This is a genomic window from Afipia sp. GW822-FHT03D08, from assembly GCF_058801645.1.
Map to the genome: position 1 here is coordinate 180,762 of NZ_JBXANK010000003.1, position 17,384 is coordinate 198,145.

20 protein-coding genes and 2 tRNA genes are annotated in these 17,384 nt (G+C 61.8%); 16 read left to right on the top strand and 6 right to left on the bottom strand.

Annotated elements, in window-relative coordinates; translation table 11 throughout:
* Window positions 1–66: 66 nt before the first annotated feature.
* Both AC1RM7_RS20000 and AC1RM7_RS20005 read right to left on the bottom strand, forming a co-directional pair.
* Window positions 67–141: transfer RNA gene (locus AC1RM7_RS20000), tRNA-Thr, on the bottom strand.
* Window positions 142–280: 139 nt separating this feature from the next.
* Complete coding sequence (locus AC1RM7_RS20005) at window positions 281–730, bottom strand: hypothetical protein (protein ID WP_024919688.1); 450 nt, start codon at window positions 728–730, stop codon at window positions 281–283.
* Window positions 731–825: 95 nt separating this feature from the next.
* On the opposite strand from AC1RM7_RS20005, the gene AC1RM7_RS20010 reads away from it, so the two are divergent.
* The 14 genes from AC1RM7_RS20010 (at window position 826) to AC1RM7_RS20075 (ending at window position 11,383) form a co-directional block, all read left to right on the top strand.
* The gene (locus AC1RM7_RS20010; RefSeq protein WP_024919687.1) at window positions 826–1,029 is read left to right on the top strand and encodes a hypothetical protein; all 204 of its coding nucleotides are present in this window, start codon (window positions 826–828) and stop codon (window positions 1,027–1,029) included.
* A 114-nt stretch (window positions 1,030–1,143) separates the two neighbouring features.
* The gene (locus AC1RM7_RS20015; RefSeq protein WP_024919686.1) at window positions 1,144–2,856 is read left to right on the top strand and encodes an FAD-dependent oxidoreductase; all 1,713 of its coding nucleotides are present in this window, start codon (window positions 1,144–1,146) and stop codon (window positions 2,854–2,856) included.
* Window positions 2,857–2,897: 41 nt separating this feature from the next.
* Window positions 2,898–3,200 (top strand): UBP-type zinc finger domain-containing protein, encoded by a 303-nt coding sequence (locus AC1RM7_RS20020; protein ID WP_024919685.1) that lies wholly within the window; start codon window positions 2,898–2,900, stop codon window positions 3,198–3,200.
* 81 nt (window positions 3,201–3,281) lie between these two features.
* A complete protein-coding gene (locus AC1RM7_RS20025) occupies window positions 3,282–4,211 on the top strand; it encodes an alpha/beta fold hydrolase (protein ID WP_024919684.1) in 930 nt (309 codons plus the stop codon).
* 118 nt (window positions 4,212–4,329) lie between these two features.
* Window positions 4,330–4,815 (top strand): hypothetical protein, encoded by a 486-nt coding sequence (locus AC1RM7_RS20030; RefSeq protein ID WP_006022864.1) that lies wholly within the window; start codon window positions 4,330–4,332, stop codon window positions 4,813–4,815.
* A gap of 188 nt (window positions 4,816–5,003) precedes the next feature.
* Window positions 5,004–5,669: a Rossmann-fold NAD(P)-binding domain-containing protein gene (locus AC1RM7_RS20035; protein ID WP_024919683.1), complete on the top strand. Its 666-nt coding sequence runs from the start codon at window positions 5,004–5,006 to the stop codon at window positions 5,667–5,669.
* 172 nt (window positions 5,670–5,841) lie between these two features.
* Window positions 5,842–7,131, top strand: a complete 1,290-nt coding sequence (gene murA / locus AC1RM7_RS20040) for a UDP-N-acetylglucosamine 1-carboxyvinyltransferase (RefSeq protein WP_024919682.1) — start codon at window positions 5,842–5,844, stop codon at window positions 7,129–7,131.
* A gap of 18 nt (window positions 7,132–7,149) precedes the next feature.
* A complete protein-coding gene (locus tag AC1RM7_RS20045) occupies window positions 7,150–7,617 on the top strand; it encodes a DUF2948 family protein (protein ID WP_024919681.1) in 468 nt (155 codons plus the stop codon).
* A 299-nt stretch (window positions 7,618–7,916) separates the two neighbouring features.
* A complete protein-coding gene (hisD, locus tag AC1RM7_RS20050; RefSeq protein WP_024919680.1) occupies window positions 7,917–9,212 on the top strand; it encodes a histidinol dehydrogenase in 1,296 nt (431 codons plus the stop codon).
* Window positions 9,209–9,715, top strand: a complete 507-nt coding sequence (locus AC1RM7_RS20055; RefSeq protein ID WP_006022859.1) for a UPF0262 family protein — start codon at window positions 9,209–9,211, stop codon at window positions 9,713–9,715. Before hisD ends, AC1RM7_RS20055 begins: the two co-directional genes overlap by 4 nt.
* A 44-nt stretch (window positions 9,716–9,759) precedes the next feature.
* A complete protein-coding gene (locus AC1RM7_RS20060; protein ID WP_024919679.1) occupies window positions 9,760–10,215 on the top strand; it encodes an arsenate-mycothiol transferase ArsC in 456 nt (151 codons plus the stop codon).
* 109 nt (window positions 10,216–10,324) lie between these two features.
* A complete protein-coding gene (locus AC1RM7_RS20065; RefSeq protein ID WP_006022857.1) occupies window positions 10,325–10,948 on the top strand; it encodes a Maf-like protein in 624 nt (207 codons plus the stop codon).
* Entirely contained in the window at window positions 10,938–11,132 is a 195-nt protein-coding gene (yacG, locus tag AC1RM7_RS20070; RefSeq protein WP_024919678.1) for a DNA gyrase inhibitor YacG, read from the top strand. Before AC1RM7_RS20065 ends, yacG begins: the two co-directional genes overlap by 11 nt.
* A gap of 175 nt (window positions 11,133–11,307) precedes the next feature.
* Window positions 11,308–11,383: transfer RNA gene (locus tag AC1RM7_RS20075), tRNA-Phe, on the top strand.
* A 66-nt stretch (window positions 11,384–11,449) separates the two neighbouring features.
* On the opposite strand, the gene AC1RM7_RS20080 is transcribed toward AC1RM7_RS20075, so the two are convergent.
* The 3 genes from AC1RM7_RS20080 to AC1RM7_RS20090 all read right to left on the bottom strand — a co-directional run bounded on the left by AC1RM7_RS20080 (window position 11,450) and on the right by AC1RM7_RS20090 (window position 13,707).
* Window positions 11,450–11,716 carry a hypothetical protein gene (locus tag AC1RM7_RS20080; protein ID WP_024919677.1) on the bottom strand — a complete coding sequence of 89 codons (267 nt, stop codon included), beginning with the start codon at window positions 11,714–11,716 and terminating at the stop codon, window positions 11,450–11,452.
* A gap of 102 nt (window positions 11,717–11,818) precedes the next feature.
* On the bottom strand, window positions 11,819–13,336 hold the full coding sequence (gene amaB / locus AC1RM7_RS20085) for an L-piperidine-6-carboxylate dehydrogenase (protein ID WP_024919676.1): 1,518 nt from the start codon (window positions 13,334–13,336) through the stop codon (window positions 11,819–11,821).
* Window positions 13,337–13,353: 17 nt separating this feature from the next.
* Window positions 13,354–13,707 carry a hypothetical protein gene (locus AC1RM7_RS20090; RefSeq protein WP_024919675.1) on the bottom strand — a complete coding sequence of 118 codons (354 nt, stop codon included), beginning with the start codon at window positions 13,705–13,707 and terminating at the stop codon, window positions 13,354–13,356.
* Window positions 13,708–13,979: 272 nt separating this feature from the next.
* Between AC1RM7_RS20090 and AC1RM7_RS20095 the strand changes: the two genes are divergently transcribed.
* Complete coding sequence (locus AC1RM7_RS20095) at window positions 13,980–14,945, top strand: Bug family tripartite tricarboxylate transporter substrate binding protein (RefSeq protein ID WP_006022841.1); 966 nt, start codon at window positions 13,980–13,982, stop codon at window positions 14,943–14,945.
* Between the two features lie 137 nt (window positions 14,946–15,082).
* Here AC1RM7_RS20095 and AC1RM7_RS20100 read toward each other — a convergent pair whose 3' ends face one another.
* Window positions 15,083–16,363, bottom strand: a complete 1,281-nt coding sequence (locus AC1RM7_RS20100; RefSeq protein ID WP_024919674.1) for an acyl-CoA dehydrogenase family protein — start codon at window positions 16,361–16,363, stop codon at window positions 15,083–15,085.
* Between the two features lie 192 nt (window positions 16,364–16,555).
* Between AC1RM7_RS20100 and AC1RM7_RS20105 the strand changes: the two genes are divergently transcribed.
* The gene (locus tag AC1RM7_RS20105; RefSeq protein ID WP_024919673.1) at window positions 16,556–17,377 is read left to right on the top strand and encodes an MBL fold metallo-hydrolase; all 822 of its coding nucleotides are present in this window, start codon (window positions 16,556–16,558) and stop codon (window positions 17,375–17,377) included.
* Window positions 17,378–17,384 lie beyond the last annotated feature (7 nt).

Here is a 17,384-nt window from a genome sequence, read left to right on the forward strand (position 1 = left end):
CGGGAACAGGGGCGTTTTCTGCCAAAAATTTCATGCAGAGCTGCAATGCGAGGCTTTTAAGAGGGCTGGTGCTGCCAGACAGGATTGAACTGTCGACCTCTCCATTACCAATGGAGTGCTCTACCACTGAGCTACGGCAGCGAACGCCAGACAAGAAAGAGCCAGAACCGTACCGGGTACGTGAATCAGCTAAAAAGCCTCAAAGGCGCGCGTTCCTTTGCCATAAGGCAACTGGCGGTGCAAGCACGGAGCGGCCCGTTCTTGTCCCAAGCGCCGGAACTCAGGTTGAAACAGCCCTGGCGGGCTTGTATTTTGCCAGTTCAGGGGCGATCCGGGCGCTCATCCGGGTGCTCAATGCCTCCAGGGCCTTGAAGGGACGGATCATCACCTCGAACTCGATGATTTTCCCGGCGGAATCGAATTTCACCAGATCGATGCCTTTTAATTGCAGATCGCCAATAGCGGCGCTGAATTCCAGCGCCACATCGTGCGATCCGGCCACGAAGGTGCGGTGATAGCGGAAATTCTCGAAAATCTGCACGACCGCGCCGAGGATCAGCAGGCTGGCGGGACGCCCCGGAATCGGCAGGTGCACGAACGGCGAGCGGAACACGGTGGTTTCGGCGAGCAGCGGCCGCAGCACGTCCTCGCTCTTGGTCTCAACGAAGCGATGCCAGCCCGTGAGCGTTTCCTGCGCGCAAGGCGCAAGTCCCGGTGCGTCAGCCGTCATCACATTCTCCCCGTCACATTACCTGCCGTATTCGATATAAAATAGTTCGTCACACCGGGGACACCCGGTCAAGGAAAGCTGCAAGCAGGCCTGTCATGACGGACGACGTCAAAAATGAGCGCACCGCCAAATCGGCCCGCCATGAGCGGCTAAAGTCGGCGCTCCGCGACAATTTGAAACGCCGGAAGTTGCAGGCCCGCGGCCGCGCCGGAATGGCGATCGTCACGCCGGATGACGATGCCAGGGCGCGGGACGATGCATCGGGCGCAATTTCGCACCGGCATGATGACGACCAATGACCGGCCGCCTTCAACCATCGCTTGATTGTTTGGCGGACAGACACGATCTAGCTTGATGAACGCGATCTCCAACGAGGGATATCGCTGATCTGTTCGAGCATAAGGATGCGTGAGATGGCGACGGACCAGGCAGCAGCAAATGGGCCGGGCGCCCCGCAGTCGGACGCTGCACGTGCGGCATTTCCCCGGTTCGAGCAGACGTTTCCGACATTGACGGAGACGGAGATCGACCGCATGCGCCGGTTTGGCGAGGTGCGTCAGTACAAGAACGGCGAACTGCTGTTCGAGTCCGGCAAGGTCGGTCCCGGCATGTTCGTCATTCTGTCGGGCCACGTCTCCATTACCCAGCGCGACGGCCTGGGCCACGTCACGCCTGTGATCGAGCAGGGCCCCGGCCAGTTTCTTGCCGAGGTCGGGCAGTTGTCCGGCCGTCATGCGCTGGTGGACGGCACCGCCGAAGGCGATGTCGAAACGCTGCTGATTCCATCCCAGAGTCTGCGTGCGCTGCTTGTGGCCGAAGCCGATCTTGGCGAGCGCATCATGCGCGCGCTGATCCTCCGCCGTGTTGCCCTGATTCAAGCCGGCGTCGGCGGCCCGGTGCTGATCGGTTCGCCGTCTCTGGTCGGCGTGGTGCGGCTGCAAGGCTTTTTGTCGCGCAACGGCATTCCGCATCACGTGCTCGATCCCGCCACCGATACGGACGCGGCAGATTTGATCGCGCGCTATTCGCCATCGCCCGCTGATCTGCCGCTCGTGGTCGCTCCGGACGGCACGGTGCTGCGCAATCCCAGCGAAACCGATCTCGCCTATGCGATGGGAATGATCGGCGGTCCGATCAAGGACAAGCTCTATGATGTCGCCGTCGTTGGCGGCGGCCCCGCCGGACTTGCGACAGCGGTCTACGCGGCGTCAGAAGGATTGTCGGTGGCGGTGCTCGATGCACGGCATTTCGGCGGACAGGCCGGAGCCAGCGCCCGCATCGAGAACTATCTCGGTTTCCCGACCGGCATCTCGGGTCAGGCACTTGCAGGACGCGCCTACAATCAGGCGCAGAAGTTTGGTGCCGATCTGATGATTCCGGTCGAGGCCAAATCGCTCGACTGCTCGAAAAGCGGCGGCGCATTCGGATTGACAACCGAATGCGGGCATTTCCTGAAGGCAAAATCCATTGTCGTCGCCAGTGGAGCACGCTACCGGCGTCCGGCCATCGAGAATCTCGACAAGTTCGAAGGGCGCGGTGTCTGGTACTGGGCGTCGCCGATCGAAGGAAAGCTCTGTGCGCAGCAGGAAATCATTCTGGTCGGCGGCGGCAATTCCGCAGGGCAGGCCGCGGTGTTTCTGTCAGGTCATGCCAGCAAGGTGCGGATGATGATCCGCAGCGGCGGTCTCGCCGACAGCATGTCGCGCTACCTGATCGACCGCATCATGGCGACGCCGAACATCGAACTGATGATCCACACCGAGATCGTCAGGCTGGAGGGCGCGGAAGGCGGGCTCGAGCGCGTGCACTGGCGCAATCGCCGCACCGGCATCGAGACCGCGGGCGACATCCGCAATGTATTTTTGTTCGTCGGTGCGGATCCCGCGACCGCATGGCTGAAAGGCTGCGGCGTTGAGCTTGATCGGACCGGTTTTGTGGTGACCGGTTCGCAGTGCGAGGAAGGCAAACCGGTCTCGGGGCTGGAGACCTCGGTGCCGGGTGTCTTCGCCGTCGGCGATGTCCGTTCGGGCTCGGTCAAGCGGATGGGCGGCGCGATTGGTGAAGGCGCGCAGGTCGTGGCCGCGCTGCATGGTTTTCTTGGCGACAAACTCGCGCAGCCTCGTTAGCCTGCGAGGGCCGGACAATTCTCTGACCAAGAGACCATGACATGCCCTGCAAGCACATCGCGGAGATCAAGGTCGTCACGCCGAGCGCGCTGGGCTGCGAGGAATGCCTGAAGACCGGCAGCGTCTGGCTGCACTTACGAATTTGCCGGACCTGCGGCCATGTCGGCTGCTGCGACGATTCGCCGAACCGGCACGCCACCAAACATTTCCGTGCCACCCAGCATCCTGTCATCGAAGGGTATGATCCGCCGGAAGGATGGGGCTGGTGCTATGTCGATGAAGTCTTGTTCGACCTGTCGGACCGCAAGACCCCGCATAACGGTCCGATCCCGCGTTATTATTGAAATGCGTCTGCCGATTGTCTGAGCTTCCGAGCGCCCCTGCCTTGTCAGAATCGTGCCGATCCTCAAAAGGAGTTTTTTAGCATGCTGTATTTCCGGCTGGCCATTCGCGGCGCGGCCTGCGCCGCGGCAATGGCTGCATCCATCTTTCTCGTGTCAGTCGGCTACGCGTCCGCGCAGTCGGCACCGCAAAACCGCACCGCCGACGTCAACGGCGTCAAACTGAATTATCTGATTGCCGGCAAGGGCGATCCGGTCGTGCTGCTGCATGGCTATGCCGAGACCAGCCACATGTGGCGGCCGCTGTTTCCCGGACTCGTCAACAAGCACACCGTGATTGCGCCCGATCTGCGCGGGTTCGGCAAATCCGATGCGCCCGAGGGCGGCTACACCAAGAAGCAAATGGCGCAGGACATTCACGCGCTGGTGAAGAGCCTCGGATTTACCAAGGTGAAGATCGTCGGCCACGACATCGGACTGATGGTCGCCTATGCGTATGCGGCGCAGTATCCGGCCGAGGTCGATCGTATCGTGCTGATGGATGCCTTCCTGCCCGGCGTCGGCGACTGGAAGAGCGTCTGGCTGCTGCGCGATCTCTGGCACTTCCATTTCTACGGCAAAACGCCGCTGGCGCTGGTTCAGGGCCGCGAGCGGATCTATCTCGAACATTTCTGGAATGACTTCGCCGCCGATCCCGCAAAATCCATTTCGCAGAAGGATCGTAAAATCTACGCCAAGGCCTATGCACAGCCGGGCCACATGAAGGCGGGAATGGAGGTCTTCCGCGCCTTCGAGAAAGACGCCGACGACTTTTCGGATTTTGCAAAGACCAAGCTGCCGATGCCGATGCTCGTTCTCTCCGGCGAGAAGGCGGGAGGTGTCTTCCTGATCGAACAGGGCAAGCTCGTCGCGACCAATGTCGAAGGTGTTATTATCAAAGGCTCCGGTCATTGGCTGATGGAAGAAGCGCCGGGCCAGGTGATTCCGACGCTGGTGGATTTTCTCAACCGCTAATCGCGCAACCGGCAAATCCTGCAAAAATTTGCGTGAGCGGGCCGTCCGGAAACGGAACTTCTGTTGCGCTGCCATGCGTATCATGTAGCCTTGGATTTATTCTAACCAGGGGCGCATCATGATTTTAGGCATGTCGTTAGCGGGTTTCACCGTCCTTCATCTCATCATCAGCATGATCGCCATCGGCCTGGGCTTCGTGGTGGCGGGTGGGATGCTTGCATCGAACAGGCTGCCCGGCTGGACGCTCTGGTTTCTCGTCCTGACGATACTCACCAGCGCGACCGGCTTTCTGTTTCCTTTCACCAAGCTGCTCCCGTCGCACATCGTCGCGCTCATCTCGCTCGCGCTGCTGGCGATCGCGGTGTACGCGCTCTACGCAAAAGGCCTCGCCGGGATCTGGCGCACAGTCTATGTGGTCACCGCGATGCTCGCGCTCTGGTTCAACGTTTTTGTGCTGATCGCGCAGTCGTTCCAGAAGGTCGCGTTGCTGAACGTCTATGCGCCGACCGGTGCCGAGCCGCCTTTTGCGATCACGCAAGGAATCGTGCTGCTGTTTTTCATCGGCTTGATCATCCTCGGCATCAGGCGTTTCAAGGCGGCGTGACCCACGCTAATGGTCCGATTCTAACATTCGCATCCCGTTTCAGCAGGTATTCTTGCGAATGTTAGAATCAAAGGACCACTAGGAAATATAAGTTTCTAGTGGAGTTTGGATTTGACATTCGCTTTGCGGACTCGCGACCGAGAGGGTGCGAATGTCAAATCCACTCTACGAGGGGAATGGGAGCGCCGATGAAAGTCATCGTCTTCGGCGCGACCGGCATGGTTGGGCAGGGCGTTCTGATCGAGTGCCTGCGCGATCCTGATGTGACGGAAGTGTTGACCGTTGGCCGCAGCGCCACCGGTCAGCAGCACCCGAAGCTGCGCGAGATCGTGCACAAGGATTTTCTCGACTTCTCCACCATCGAGAAAGACATCACGGGCTATGACGCCTGCTTTTTCTGCCTTGGCGTGTCTTCGATCGGTATGGACGCCGAGCGCTATCGCCATCTGACCTACGACATCACGCTGGCGGCGGCGCGCCCGCTGGCGCGGCTCAATCCGGACATGACCTTCGTCTATGTCACCGGCGCAGGCACGGACAGCACCGAGCAGGGCCGCGTGATGTGGGCGCGGGTCAAAGGCAAGACCGAGAACGATCTGCTCAAGCTGCCGTTCAGGGTGGCGTACATGTTCCGGCCCGGTGCGATCCAGCCCCTGCACGGCGTGCGGTCGAAAACGGCCTGGGTCCAGGTGCTCTATGTCATGACCGGACCGCTGCTGAGTTTCCTGCATCAGGTCGCGCCGAAATATGTCACCACCACCGAGGAGGTCGGCCGCGCCATGCTGAACGTGGCCAAACGCGGTTATCCGAGGCCGATCCTCGAAATGGACGACATCCACAAGGCCGGGGCCTGATCGTTCGGGCCGGACGGCCGGAAAGCTCCCGATCCGTGCCCGGACCGACACAATTCGAGCGATTTTTCAGGTATTAAGCTGGCCTGCCGGGTTCTTGGGCGTCCGGCGCGCGGTTTCCACCCCCTCCGAAACACGCTAAAAGCCATTTTATCCGCAACAGGGCAGGTTTGGCATGGATCGCATTCGCATTGTCGGCGGCAACAAACTCAACGGCACCATTCCGATTTCCGGCGCGAAGAACGCGGCTCTGCCGCTGATGATCGCAAGCCTGCTGACCGACGAGACCCTGATTCTCGACAACGTGCCGCGCCTGGCCGACGTTGCACAGCTTCAGCGCATTCTCGGCAATCATGGCCTCGACATCATGTCGAAGGGCAAGCGTCCGGGGGACCATGAGTATCAGGGCCAGACCCTGCATATTTCCGCGGCCAACATCATCGACACCACGGCGCCCTATGAGCTGGTCTCGAAGATGCGCGCCAGCTTCTGGGTGATCGCGCCGCTGCTCGCGCGCATGAAGGAAGCCAAGGTCTCTCTGCCCGGTGGCTGCGCCATCGGCACGCGCCCTGTCGATTTGCTGATCATGGCGCTGGAGAAGCTCGGCGCGGAATTGCAGATCGACGGCGGCTACGTGATCGCAAAAGCGCCCGGCGGACTTGTCGGCGCGGAGATCGATTTCCCCAAGGTCACCGTCAGCGGCACCCACGTGGCGCTGATGGCCGCGACGCTCGCCAAAGGCACGACGGTCATCACCAATGCTGCGTGCGAGCCCGAGATCGTCGATGTCGCCGACTGTCTCAACAAGATGGGTGCAAAGATTTCCGGCGCCGGCACGACGCGCATCGTGATCGAGGGCGTCAAGAAATTGCATGGCGCGCGTCACACCGTGTTGCCGGACCGGATCGAGACCGGCACCTATGCCATGGCGGTGGCGATGACCGGCGGCGATGTGCAACTCGCGGGTGCGCGGCCTGAACTGCTGCAATCGGCACTGGATGTGCTGACCGAAGCCGGTGCCACCATCACGCCGAACAATGAAGGCATCCGCGTTGCGCGCAATGGCGCGGGTATCAGCCCGGTCAAGGTCACGACCGCGCCGTTCCCCGGCTTCCCGACCGATCTTCAGGCGCAGCTCATGGCGCTGATGGCCTGCGCCAAGGGCTCGTCGCACATCACCGAAACAATTTTTGAAAACCGTTTCATGCATGTTCAGGAACTGGCGCGGTTCGGTGCGCGTATTTCCCTCGACGGCGAGACCGCGATCATCGACGGCATCGCCAAACTGAAGGGCGCACCGGTGATGGCGACGGATTTGCGCGCCTCGGTGTCGCTGGTGATTGCGGCGCTCGCGGCGGAAGGCGAAACCACCGTCAATCGTGTGTATCATCTCGATCGTGGTTTCGAGCGGCTCGAGGAAAAACTCTCGGCCTGCGGCGCGACCATCGAACGGATCAGCGGTTAGCTTTTCACGGCGGGGGCCATGTCTCAGAACAAAACGGCTCAGCAAAATACATCCCGGCGCAAGCTGGCCGCGCTGGATGAAGACGATCTCGCGGTCATCTCCGCCCATATTCAGGATGCGGCGGTGGTTGCGGGCGACATCCTCTGGCGGCAGAGCGAGAAGCGTCTGGTCGTCGCCATGCGGCGGATGGACTGTGAGGATATCCTCGCCGGCGATTGCGTTCCGCGCCGCCTGATTTCGGCGCTGCGTTTTGACCGCGTGCTGTCGTGCCAGTCGCGCGAGATCGACATGACGGCCCCGGAACTGCCACTGACCCTGCTCGGGCTGGAATTCCATCCCGGCAAGAAACCGGGCGGCCAGGTGCTGCTGCTGTTCGCCACCGGCGGGGTGCTTCGGCTCGAAGTCGAGTGCCTCGAATGCGAACTGGCCGATCTGGGCCCGGACAATCTGGACACCGATCCGGTCGATCAGGCCGCAGCCACCTAATCTGCCAGCGCACGCAGACATTTAGCAACCAACCCGGGCGGTCCCGCTCGCGGTTTCATTCCGGGAATGTTATGGGTTGACGGTGACGAGTGTGGCGGTTCGCAAGTCCGCAACATTTGTCAGCACGTCCATTTAGCGGACTTGCGAACCGAAGCCACACTAGAACACTAATTTCTAGTGCCCTTTTGAATCCGAAGTTCGCTATGGAGCGTGCCGCAAAATGAGGCGAACTTCGGATTCAGGACACTAGCATCGCGCCAATGACCACGCCTTTAATTGATCCCCTGCCGGACCCTGGAATGCCGATCCGCCTCACCAGCCACAGCGCCGACTTCAGCAAGCGCTTCAACGCCTTTCTCGACATGAAGCGGGAGGTTTCCGCCGATATCGACGCGTCCGCGCGCGCCATCGTCGACGATGTGGCGAAGCATGGCGATGCGGCGCTGATCGCGGCGACGAAGAAGTTCGACCGGCTGGACATCACCGCGGGTGGTTTGCGCATTACGGCGGCGGAGATCGAAGCCGCAGTGAAGGCTTGCGATACCGCGACGCTCGACGCCCTGAAGTTCGCGCGTGACCGCATCGAGGTTTTTCACAGGCGGCAGTTGCCAAAGGACGAGCGTTTCACGGACGCCGCTGGTGTTGAACTCGGCTGGCGCTGGAGCGCCATTGAGGCGGTCGGCCTGTATGTGCCGGGCGGCACTGCGGCCTATCCGTCATCCGTGTTGATGAACGCGGTGCCGGCCAAGGTCGCCGGGGTGGAGCGCGTGGTGATGGTGGTGCCGTCTCCGGACGGCAAGCTCAACCCGCTGGTGCTGGCGGCGGCGCAGCTCGGCGGCGTGTCGGAGATCTACCGCGTCGGCGGCGCGCAGGCCGTTGCGGCGCTGGCCTATGGCACGGCGACCATCAAGCCGGTGGCGAAGATCGTCGGTCCCGGCAACGCCTACGTTGCTGCCGCCAAGCGTCTGGTGTTCGGCAAGGTCGGTATCGACATGATCGCCGGACCGTCCGAAGTGCTGGTGATCGCCGACCGCACCGCGAATCCCGACTGGATCGCGGCTGATCTGCTCGCGCAGGCCGAGCACGACGCCAACGCGCAATCGATCCTGATCACCGATGACGAGACGCTGGCGAACGATGTCGCGCGTGCCGTCGAAGCACAGTTGACCACGCTGCCGCGCGCTGACATCGCGCGCGCGTCGTGGAACGATTTCGGCGCGATCATTCTGGTGAAGTCACTGGACGAGTCGGTCGCGCTCGCCGATGCCATTGCCGCCGAACATCTGGAAATCATCACCGCCGATCCCGAAGGTTTGAGCGCGCGCATCCGCAATGCCGGCGCGATCTTCCTTGGAGCGCATACGCCGGAGGCGATCGGCGACTATGTCGGTGGCTCCAATCACGTGTTGCCGACGGCGCGCTCGGCGCGTTTTTCCTCGGGCCTCGGCGTGCTCGATTTCATGAAGCGGACCTCGATCCTGAAGTGCGGACCCGACCAGCTTCGCGCCCTCGGACCGGCGGCGATGACGCTCGGCAAGGCCGAGGGGCTGGACGCCCATGCGCGGTCGGTCGGATTGCGGCTTAATCTGTCATGACGAGGCCCCCGACAGATGAGGACCGGGACAACCGCGTCGTCGCGGTGACGCTCGATGAAGAATCGATCGGGCGATCGGGGCCGGACATCGAGCACGAGCGCGCGATCGCGATCTACGATCTCATTGAGCAGAACCTGTTCGCGCCGGAAGGCGGTCACACCGGTCCGTTCACGCTGCATATCGGAATTACCGGCAATCGCCTGATGTTCGACATCAAGCGCGAGGACGGCACGCCCTGCGTCGTGCATCTGCTGTCGCTGACGCCGTTCCGCCGGATCGTGAAGGACTACTTCATGATCTGCGACAGCTACTATCAGGCGATCCGCACCGCGACGCCCGACAAGATCGAAGCCATCGACATGGGCCGCAAGGGCATCCATGACGAAGGCTCGCGGACCTTGATGGAGCGCCTTGAAGGCAAGGTGCGCGTCGACTTCGAAACCGCGCGCCGGCTGTTCACACTGATTTCTGTGCTGCACTGGAAGGGCGAGGGCAGTACATGACCCCGAAAAGTGTCATGCGCAAAATTTCCGGACGAGCCTGACGAATGGCGGCGCGTTCTCCGCAAGCGGTTCTGTTCATGTGCGGGCAGAACAGTGTCCGCTCTCCGACGGCGGCCTGTCTGCTGCGCCACCTCATTCCGCGCGGGCTCTACGTGCAATCCGCCGGCGTCAGCAAGGCCGATCTCGATCCATTCGCGGTCGCGGTGATGAAGGAGATCGGGCTCGACATTTCCAATCACAAGCCGTGGACGGTCGCCGATCTGGAGGACTGGGAAGGCCTGAACTTCGATCTGATCGTGACACTGTCGCCGGAGGCGCATCACAAGGCGCTTCAGTTGACCGCGACCTCGGCCACCGAAGTCGAATACTGGCCGACGCCCGATCCGGTCGGCATCGAAGGCCGCCGCGAGTTGCAGCTCGATGCCTACCGGCATGTCCGGGACAGTTTGCAGAAGCGTATTCGCGAGCGTTTCGCGCCGGCAGCCATCAAGAACGAGTAGGAAAAATCGTCAGAAATCGGACCCGGGCACGCCGCCGCGCTGTTGTCGGGGCCACGCCCTTCGGATAGTTTCCGCGCCCATTGACCCCTGACCGAACGACAAATCTCGCATGTTAGGCCGTCCCAAATTTGTCCTCGCCTCCGGCTCGCCGCGGCGCCTCAGCCTGCTCAATCAGGCCGGTATCGAGCCCGACGCGCTGCGCCCTGCGGATGTCGATGAGACGCCAAAGCGCGGCGAGCTGCCGCGCGCCTGCGCCAATCGTCTGGCCCGCGCCAAAGCCGACGCGGCGCTCAAGTCCGTGCAGCTCGATGATGATCTTCGCGGGTCCTTCATTCTTGCTGCCGACACCGTGGTCGCGGTCGGACGCCGCATTCTGCCGAAGGCGGAACTGGTGGACGAAGCCTCGCAGTGCCTGCGCCTGCTCTCGGGCCGCAATCATCGCGTCTACACCGCGATCTGCCTGGTGACGCCGAAGGAGACATTCCGTCAGCGGCTGGTGGAAACGCGGGTGCGGTTCAAGCGGCTGAGCGAGGACGATATTCAGGCCTATATCGGCTCCGGCGAATGGCGCGGCAAAGCCGGCGGCTATGCGGTGCAGGGCATCGCAGGTTCGTTCGTGGTGAAAATGGTCGGCTCTTACTCCAACGTGGTCGGGCTGCCGCTTTATGAAGCGACCACGCTGCTGGGCGGGGAAGGTTTTCCGGTCCGCTTCGGCTGGCTGAATGCCAGTTGATGGCGCGAAATCCGCGCCCCGCGCGAAGCCATGCCCGATCTGCGGCAAGCCGCAGGTCGAGGCGTCCAGGCCGTTCTGTTCGGAACGCTGCCGCGATGTCGACCTGAATCGCTGGCTGTCGGGGTCCTATGCCATCCCGGCGCGCGAGAGCGACGAGGACGACGATATGGACGAGCCGAAATAGGTCTTTCGGGCATTTTCCGGCCGCGCCGAAGTCCTTGAATTCGGTAGGATTTTGAGCCGCCGCCGGGCGGCGCGGCGGTCCTCGCAAAATTCGCCCGGTGGCTGGACAGCGCCGCCGCGTCTCACTATAAACCGGCGCTCTCCCTCCAAGCTGTTTTGGCAGCGTTCGAGGCGGCGCCCAGGTAGCTCAGTTGGTAGAGCATGCGACTGAAAATCGCAGTGTCGGTGGTTCGATCCCGCCCCTGGGCACCATTTCTCCCCACGCACGGCGTTTCCCGATCATCACGCAGATAATGCGCTATTGAGCGCATCCGTGCGTTACTTGCACTCGTCGATCGGATACTGCTGTCCGCCGCCTGAACCGCCGTAAACTCCGATGAAGACTTTGGTGCCCTTCTTGCAGCGGCTGATGCATGCGGATACTTCGCGCGTGCATTTCGCAGCATAGGTGGCGGTCTGGGCGCCCGGGCCGCCGGCCCAGACTTTGCAAGATTCTCCCTGCTGGGTGCAGGACACGGCGAACGCCGAAGAGGATGTCAGGAAATTGGATGCCCCCAGAGCTGCAGCGGTGAAAGGCTTCTTCATAGTCACCCCGTTTCGATGAGGCGTACCAGAACAGACCGTGCGAGCAGATGTCTGTCGTTCGCCATGCGGCTTCACTTTGCCCGTATGTGTCGAATGGATAGATCAATCGATATCGAACCTCACGCCCTGTGCGAGCGGAAGGTCGTGGCCGAAATTGATGGTGCTGGTGACCCGGCGCATATAGGCCTTCCATGAATCCGAGCCGGCCTCGCGTCCGCCGCCGGTTTCCTTCTCGCCGCCGAATGCGCCGCCGATCTCCGCGCCGGACGGGCCGATGTTGACATTGGCGATGCCGCAGTCGGAGCCTCTCGCCGAGAGAAATTTTTCCACTTCATGCATGTTGGTTGAGAAGATCGAGGACGACAGCCCTTGCGGCACGTCGTTGTGCAGCGCCAGCGCCTCGTCGAACTCCGAATATTTCATGACGTAGAGAATTGGCGCGAATGTCTCGCGCAGCACCGGCCCGGTCTGCGCCGGCATTTCAACGAGCGCGGGCGTGACATAATACGCGGCGGGGTCCTGTTTCTCTTCCACGCGCGCGCCGCCGAAAACTGTCCCGCCGAATGTCCGCGCCTCCGCCAGCGTTTCCTGCATTTTCTGAAAAGCCATCTCATCGATCAGCGGACCGACGAGCACGTCATCTTTCGCGAGAGGATTGCCGATCCGGACTGATGCATAGACCTGCTTCAGCCTCCCGACAAAAGCATCATAAATACTGTAATGAACGAACAGTCTGCGCAGTGATGTGCAGCGCTGGCCGGCGGTGCCGATGGCGGCGAAGGCGATGGCGCGAACGGCGAGGTCAAGATCTGCCGACGGGCACACGATCGAGGCGTTGTTGCCGCCAAGTTCCAGAATGCTCCGGGCAAACCGCGCGGCGAGGCGCGGGCCGACCATGCGTCCCATGGCAGTGGAGCCGGTTGCCGAGACCAGCGGGACGCGCGGATCATCGACCAGCAGTTCGCCGGCATCGCGCCCGCCGATCAGCACCGCCGAAAGCCCGGCCGGTATGCCGTCGAGTTTTGCCGCTGCGCGCTCGAACAGCGCCTGCACGGCGAGCGCCGTCAGCGGCGTCTTTTCCGATGGCTTCCAGATCACCGGATTGCCGCAGACAAGGGCGAGGGCCGCGTTCCACGACCAGACCGCAACCGGGAAATTGAACGACGCGATGATTCCCACGGGGCCAAGCGGATGCCACTGCTCCATCATGCGGTGGTTGGGCCGCTCGCTTGCGATCGTGAGGCCGTAGAGCTGGCGGGAGAGACCGACGGCGAAGTCGCAGATGTCGATCATCTCCTGAACTTCCCCTTGTCCCTCCGACAGGATCTTTCCGGCCTCGATGGTGACGAGGCGGCCCAATGCGGTCTTGGCGCTGCGCAGTTCATTGCCGAGAATACGAACGAGCTCGCCGCGTTGCGGCGCAGGAATGGTTCGCCATTCGAGGAATGCATGTTGCGACCGGGCGATCGCTTCGGTCGCGCTGCTGACGGTTGCATCCTGCACGCGGGCAATCGTCTCGCCGGTGAGCGGCGAGCGCACTGCGCGCGAACCGTGGCTATAGAGATGGCGCGAAACGCCGAAATCCTGAAGAAGCAGATCGACATCGTTTGCAAGAGTCATGCGTGCTCCGGGGAATCTCAGCTCTCGGGCGGCGGAACGAAGCAGAGGATGCCTGCCTCGGGGGTGTAGCAGAGCACCGCGCCCCCGGTCGGGTTGTTGCGTTCGTCAAGAATTCTCTCCGCCGGCACCCGGAGCCAGAACGTCGACGAGACATGCCACTTGTGGTCGACCTTGACCTCATAGCCCTGGCTATCTCGCCGCACCTCGGCGGCGCGGCAATCGGCCACCGAGCAACATTCCGCACCCGTTCCCGGCTGTCTCAAACCCTTGAACCAGGGCGCCAGTGTCGGGTCCGCATTATCGGGCGGCGCTGCATGGACCGGCGCAAGGGACAGCATAATCGCGATTGCCTGCGTCAGGAATGTTCGCATGCGGACCTCCGTCGGGACATGTGCGACCGCTGCTCAGGTGACTTCCGTGAGGAGCATCCCGCTTCCGTTCCGGATCATCAACACAATAAGCCGTCATCCCGCCGCCGCAGCGGATAGCCTGCAACCATTCCTTTTCAATACTCGCTCGTGACGAATGGCCTCGATGCATGCGACATATTGCATCAGGCGTTTGTAGCCGCAGCGGTTGTTGTGCAGCACCATGTAGTTCTATTAAAGAACTTAACGATAATGCGTTTTCACGGAGATGCGTCTTGCAGTTCAATCGCCGTCAAATCCTGCGCGCTGGCGCAGCCTCCGTTCTGCTGCCGGCTGCTGCGTATGCGGCGCCTCAATGGCCTGAGCGGGCCATCCGGATCGTTGTCGGGTTTGCTCCGGGAGGACAGACCGACATTTTCGCGAGAACCTACGGCGAATTCATCGGCAAGCAGACCGGCGCGTCGGTCGTTGTCGAAAATAAAACCGGAGCCTTGGGCGCGCTGGCTGCAACGGAGGTCAAGCGCTCCGCGGCGGATGGATACACGCTGCTCTTCAATACCTCCGGCGCGATGACGGTGAACCGGGTTCTGATCAAGGACCTTGCCTACGATACGGACCGCGATTTCGAACTGGTGGCCGCAATGCCGACCGGTGGTCTTCCAATGTTCGCGAGCAGCAAGCTCGGGGTCAAAACACTCGGTGAGTTTGTTCAGTATGCGAAGTCCGCGCCCCGCGTCAGCCTTGGCACGTTCGGCGTCGGATCTCCGGGACACCTGACGATCATCGAACTCAACAAGCAGTACGATCTTAAAATCGAGCCGGTTCACTATCGCGGCGAAGCTCCGATGTTTACCGATATCGTCGGGCAGGTCATCGACGGCGGCATCGGAAGTTATATCGGCGCCCAATCAGTTCTTCAGAGCGGCGCGGGAGTTGCGATCGCGGTGCCGCGCAAGCGGCTGACTGTTCTTCCCGACGTCAAGACATTCAAGGAGCAGGGGGCGACCGCTCCGCTGTTCGATCTCACGACGTATCAGTGCTGCGCCGTTCCCAAGGGAACGCCGCAAGAGGTCATTGAGCGCCTGTCCCAGATTCTCGTTCAGGGCGGAAAGAGCGAGAAGGCTCTCGAGATGTTCAAGATGTTTGGCATCGATGAAGGCGCGATGGACCTTGCGGCCACCCGTGCGCTGTATGCACGGGAATCGCCGGTCTGGATCGATCTGGCTTCGAAGATCAGCTGATTGATCGACGCTTGGTCCCGTCCCGACCGGGATTGAGCGGTCCTGTCCGCCGATCGGAAGAACGGCATTTGCGCTTCTGCGCAAACGCCGCAAGCGCGGAGCGCGATAACGGTAAATTACCGCGCTCCGATCCCGGCTTACGCCATGCTCAGTTCGTGGCGGCCGACAACCATCCAGTGCACTTCATCGGGGCCGTCGGCGAATCGCAGATGCCGAACGTCGGCGTACATGTCGGCGAGCGGCGTCCATTCCGAAATGCCGGTCGCGCCGTGGATCTGGATCGCTTGGTCGATAATCTTGCAGGTGCGCTCGGGCACCATGGCCTTGACCATGCTGACCCAGACGCGGGCCTCCTTGTTGCCGAGCACGTCCATCGCCTTGGCGGCCTTCAGCACCATCAGCCGCATCGCCTCGATCTCGCAGCGCGCCTGCGCGATGATCTGCATGTTGCCGCCGAGATGCGCGATCGGCTTGCCGAAGGCTTCCCGCGTCAGGCCGCGCGACACCATCAGGTCGAGCGCCTTTTCAGCCTTGCCGATCGTGCGCATGCAGTGATGGATTCGGCCCGGTCCGAGACGGACCTGTGAGATTTCGAAGCCGCGGCCTTCGCCGAGCAGGATATTCTCTTTCGGCACGCGGACGTTGTTGAACCGCATATGCATATGCCCGCGCGGTGCGTGGTCGGCGCCGAACACATGCATCGGCCCGATGATTTCAACGCCGGGTGTGTCGACCGGCACCAGAATCTGGGATTGCTGCTTGCCCCGCGGTGCATCGGGATTGGTCTGCACCATCGCGATCATGATCTTGCAGCGCGGATCGCCGAGGCCGGAGATGTAATACTTCTCGCCGTTGATCACCCACTCGTTGCCCTCGAGCTTTGCGGTGGTCGTGATGTTCTTGGCGTCGGAGGATGCAACGCCCGGTTCGGTCATGGCATAGGCCGAACGGATTTCGCCGTTCAGGAGCGGCTTCAGCCACTTTTCCTTCTGCTCCTTGGTGCCGACCCGTTCCAGCACTTCCATGTTGCCGGTGTCCGGCGCGGAGCAGTTCATGGTTTCGGACGCCAGCGGATTTTTCGCGAGCTCGACCGCGATATAGGCGTAATCGAGATTCTTCAGGCCTTCGCCGGTTTCGCTGTCCGGCAGGAAGAAGTTCCAGAGGCCTTCCTGCTTGGCCTTCGCCTTCGCTTTTTCCAGCACCTCGATCTGTCCGGGTGTGAAGCTCCAGCGGTCGGTCTTGCCCTCGCCGTGCCGGGTGTATTCGACCAGCATCGGATCGACGGTCTCGCGGATGAACTTCTTGACGTGTTCAAACAGCGGCCGGACCTGATCCGACATGCGCAGATCGTTCAGTTCATCGCCCGGGTTGAGGCTGTAGTTGGTGGTTCGCGGGACGTAGACGTGAGCCTGTTTCATACAAAGTTTCTCCCATGGGTGTTTCCTTGCTGAAGTTCATAAAGCACGAACGCGCTCCTTGATAGGGACGAGCAGCGTTGCGCGGCGAGCGTCACTCATCGCACGGCGGATGTGCCGCATCGCAACGTATTGCGATTGCCGCAGCTTCCTGAAAAGATCGGCGAAATCCTGAGCCTTGCCGGGAGTCTTTCGATGGTTCGATTGCGCCTGATCCTCGCGTTGATTGGCATCGTCCTGCCGATCGATACCGGCGTCGCGCAGGTCAAGACGCCGCCGAGCGAGTGTCTCGCGATCGCGAAGTCCATTCCCCGTGTCATGTTCGCGAGCCTGTCCACCGTCGCGGCGGAGAAGGGTGAGGTGACGATCACCTACGCCGGTCACTCGACCTACATCATCGAGACGCCGGGCAACGTCACCATCGCCACCGATTTCAGCGGCGCCTACACTGCGGGAAAGTCACCCAATGTGGTGACGATGAACCGGGCGCATTCGACGCACTACACCCTCAATCCCGATCCGCGCATCGCCCATGTGCTGCGCGGCTGGAACGACGGCGAAGGTCCGGCCCGTCACGCACTGATCGTCGGAGACACCCTGATCCGCAATGTGCCGACCGACATTCGCGGCGGCTGGCGTTCCGGACCTGACACGGTGATGCAGAAGGACGGCAACTCGATTTTCATTTTCGAGGTGGCAGGCCTGTGCATCGGCCATCTCGGCCATCTGCATCATCCGCTCGACGAGACGCATTATGCCGCGATCGGCCGCCTCGACATCGTGATGGTACCGATTGACGGCACCTACACCCTATCGCTCGACGGCATGTCGGAGATCACGCGGCGTCTGCGATCCTCCATCGTGTTGCCGATGCATCGCTTCTCGACGCCGCTGAGCGATTTCATCTCGCGGATGAACGGGCAGTTCGAAATGGACATCCGGCCGGAGCGCTCGCTGTCTGTCTCGCGCGACACGCTGCCGAAGAAGCCGACGGTCATCATTCTGGATGGCGTGTAACAGGTCT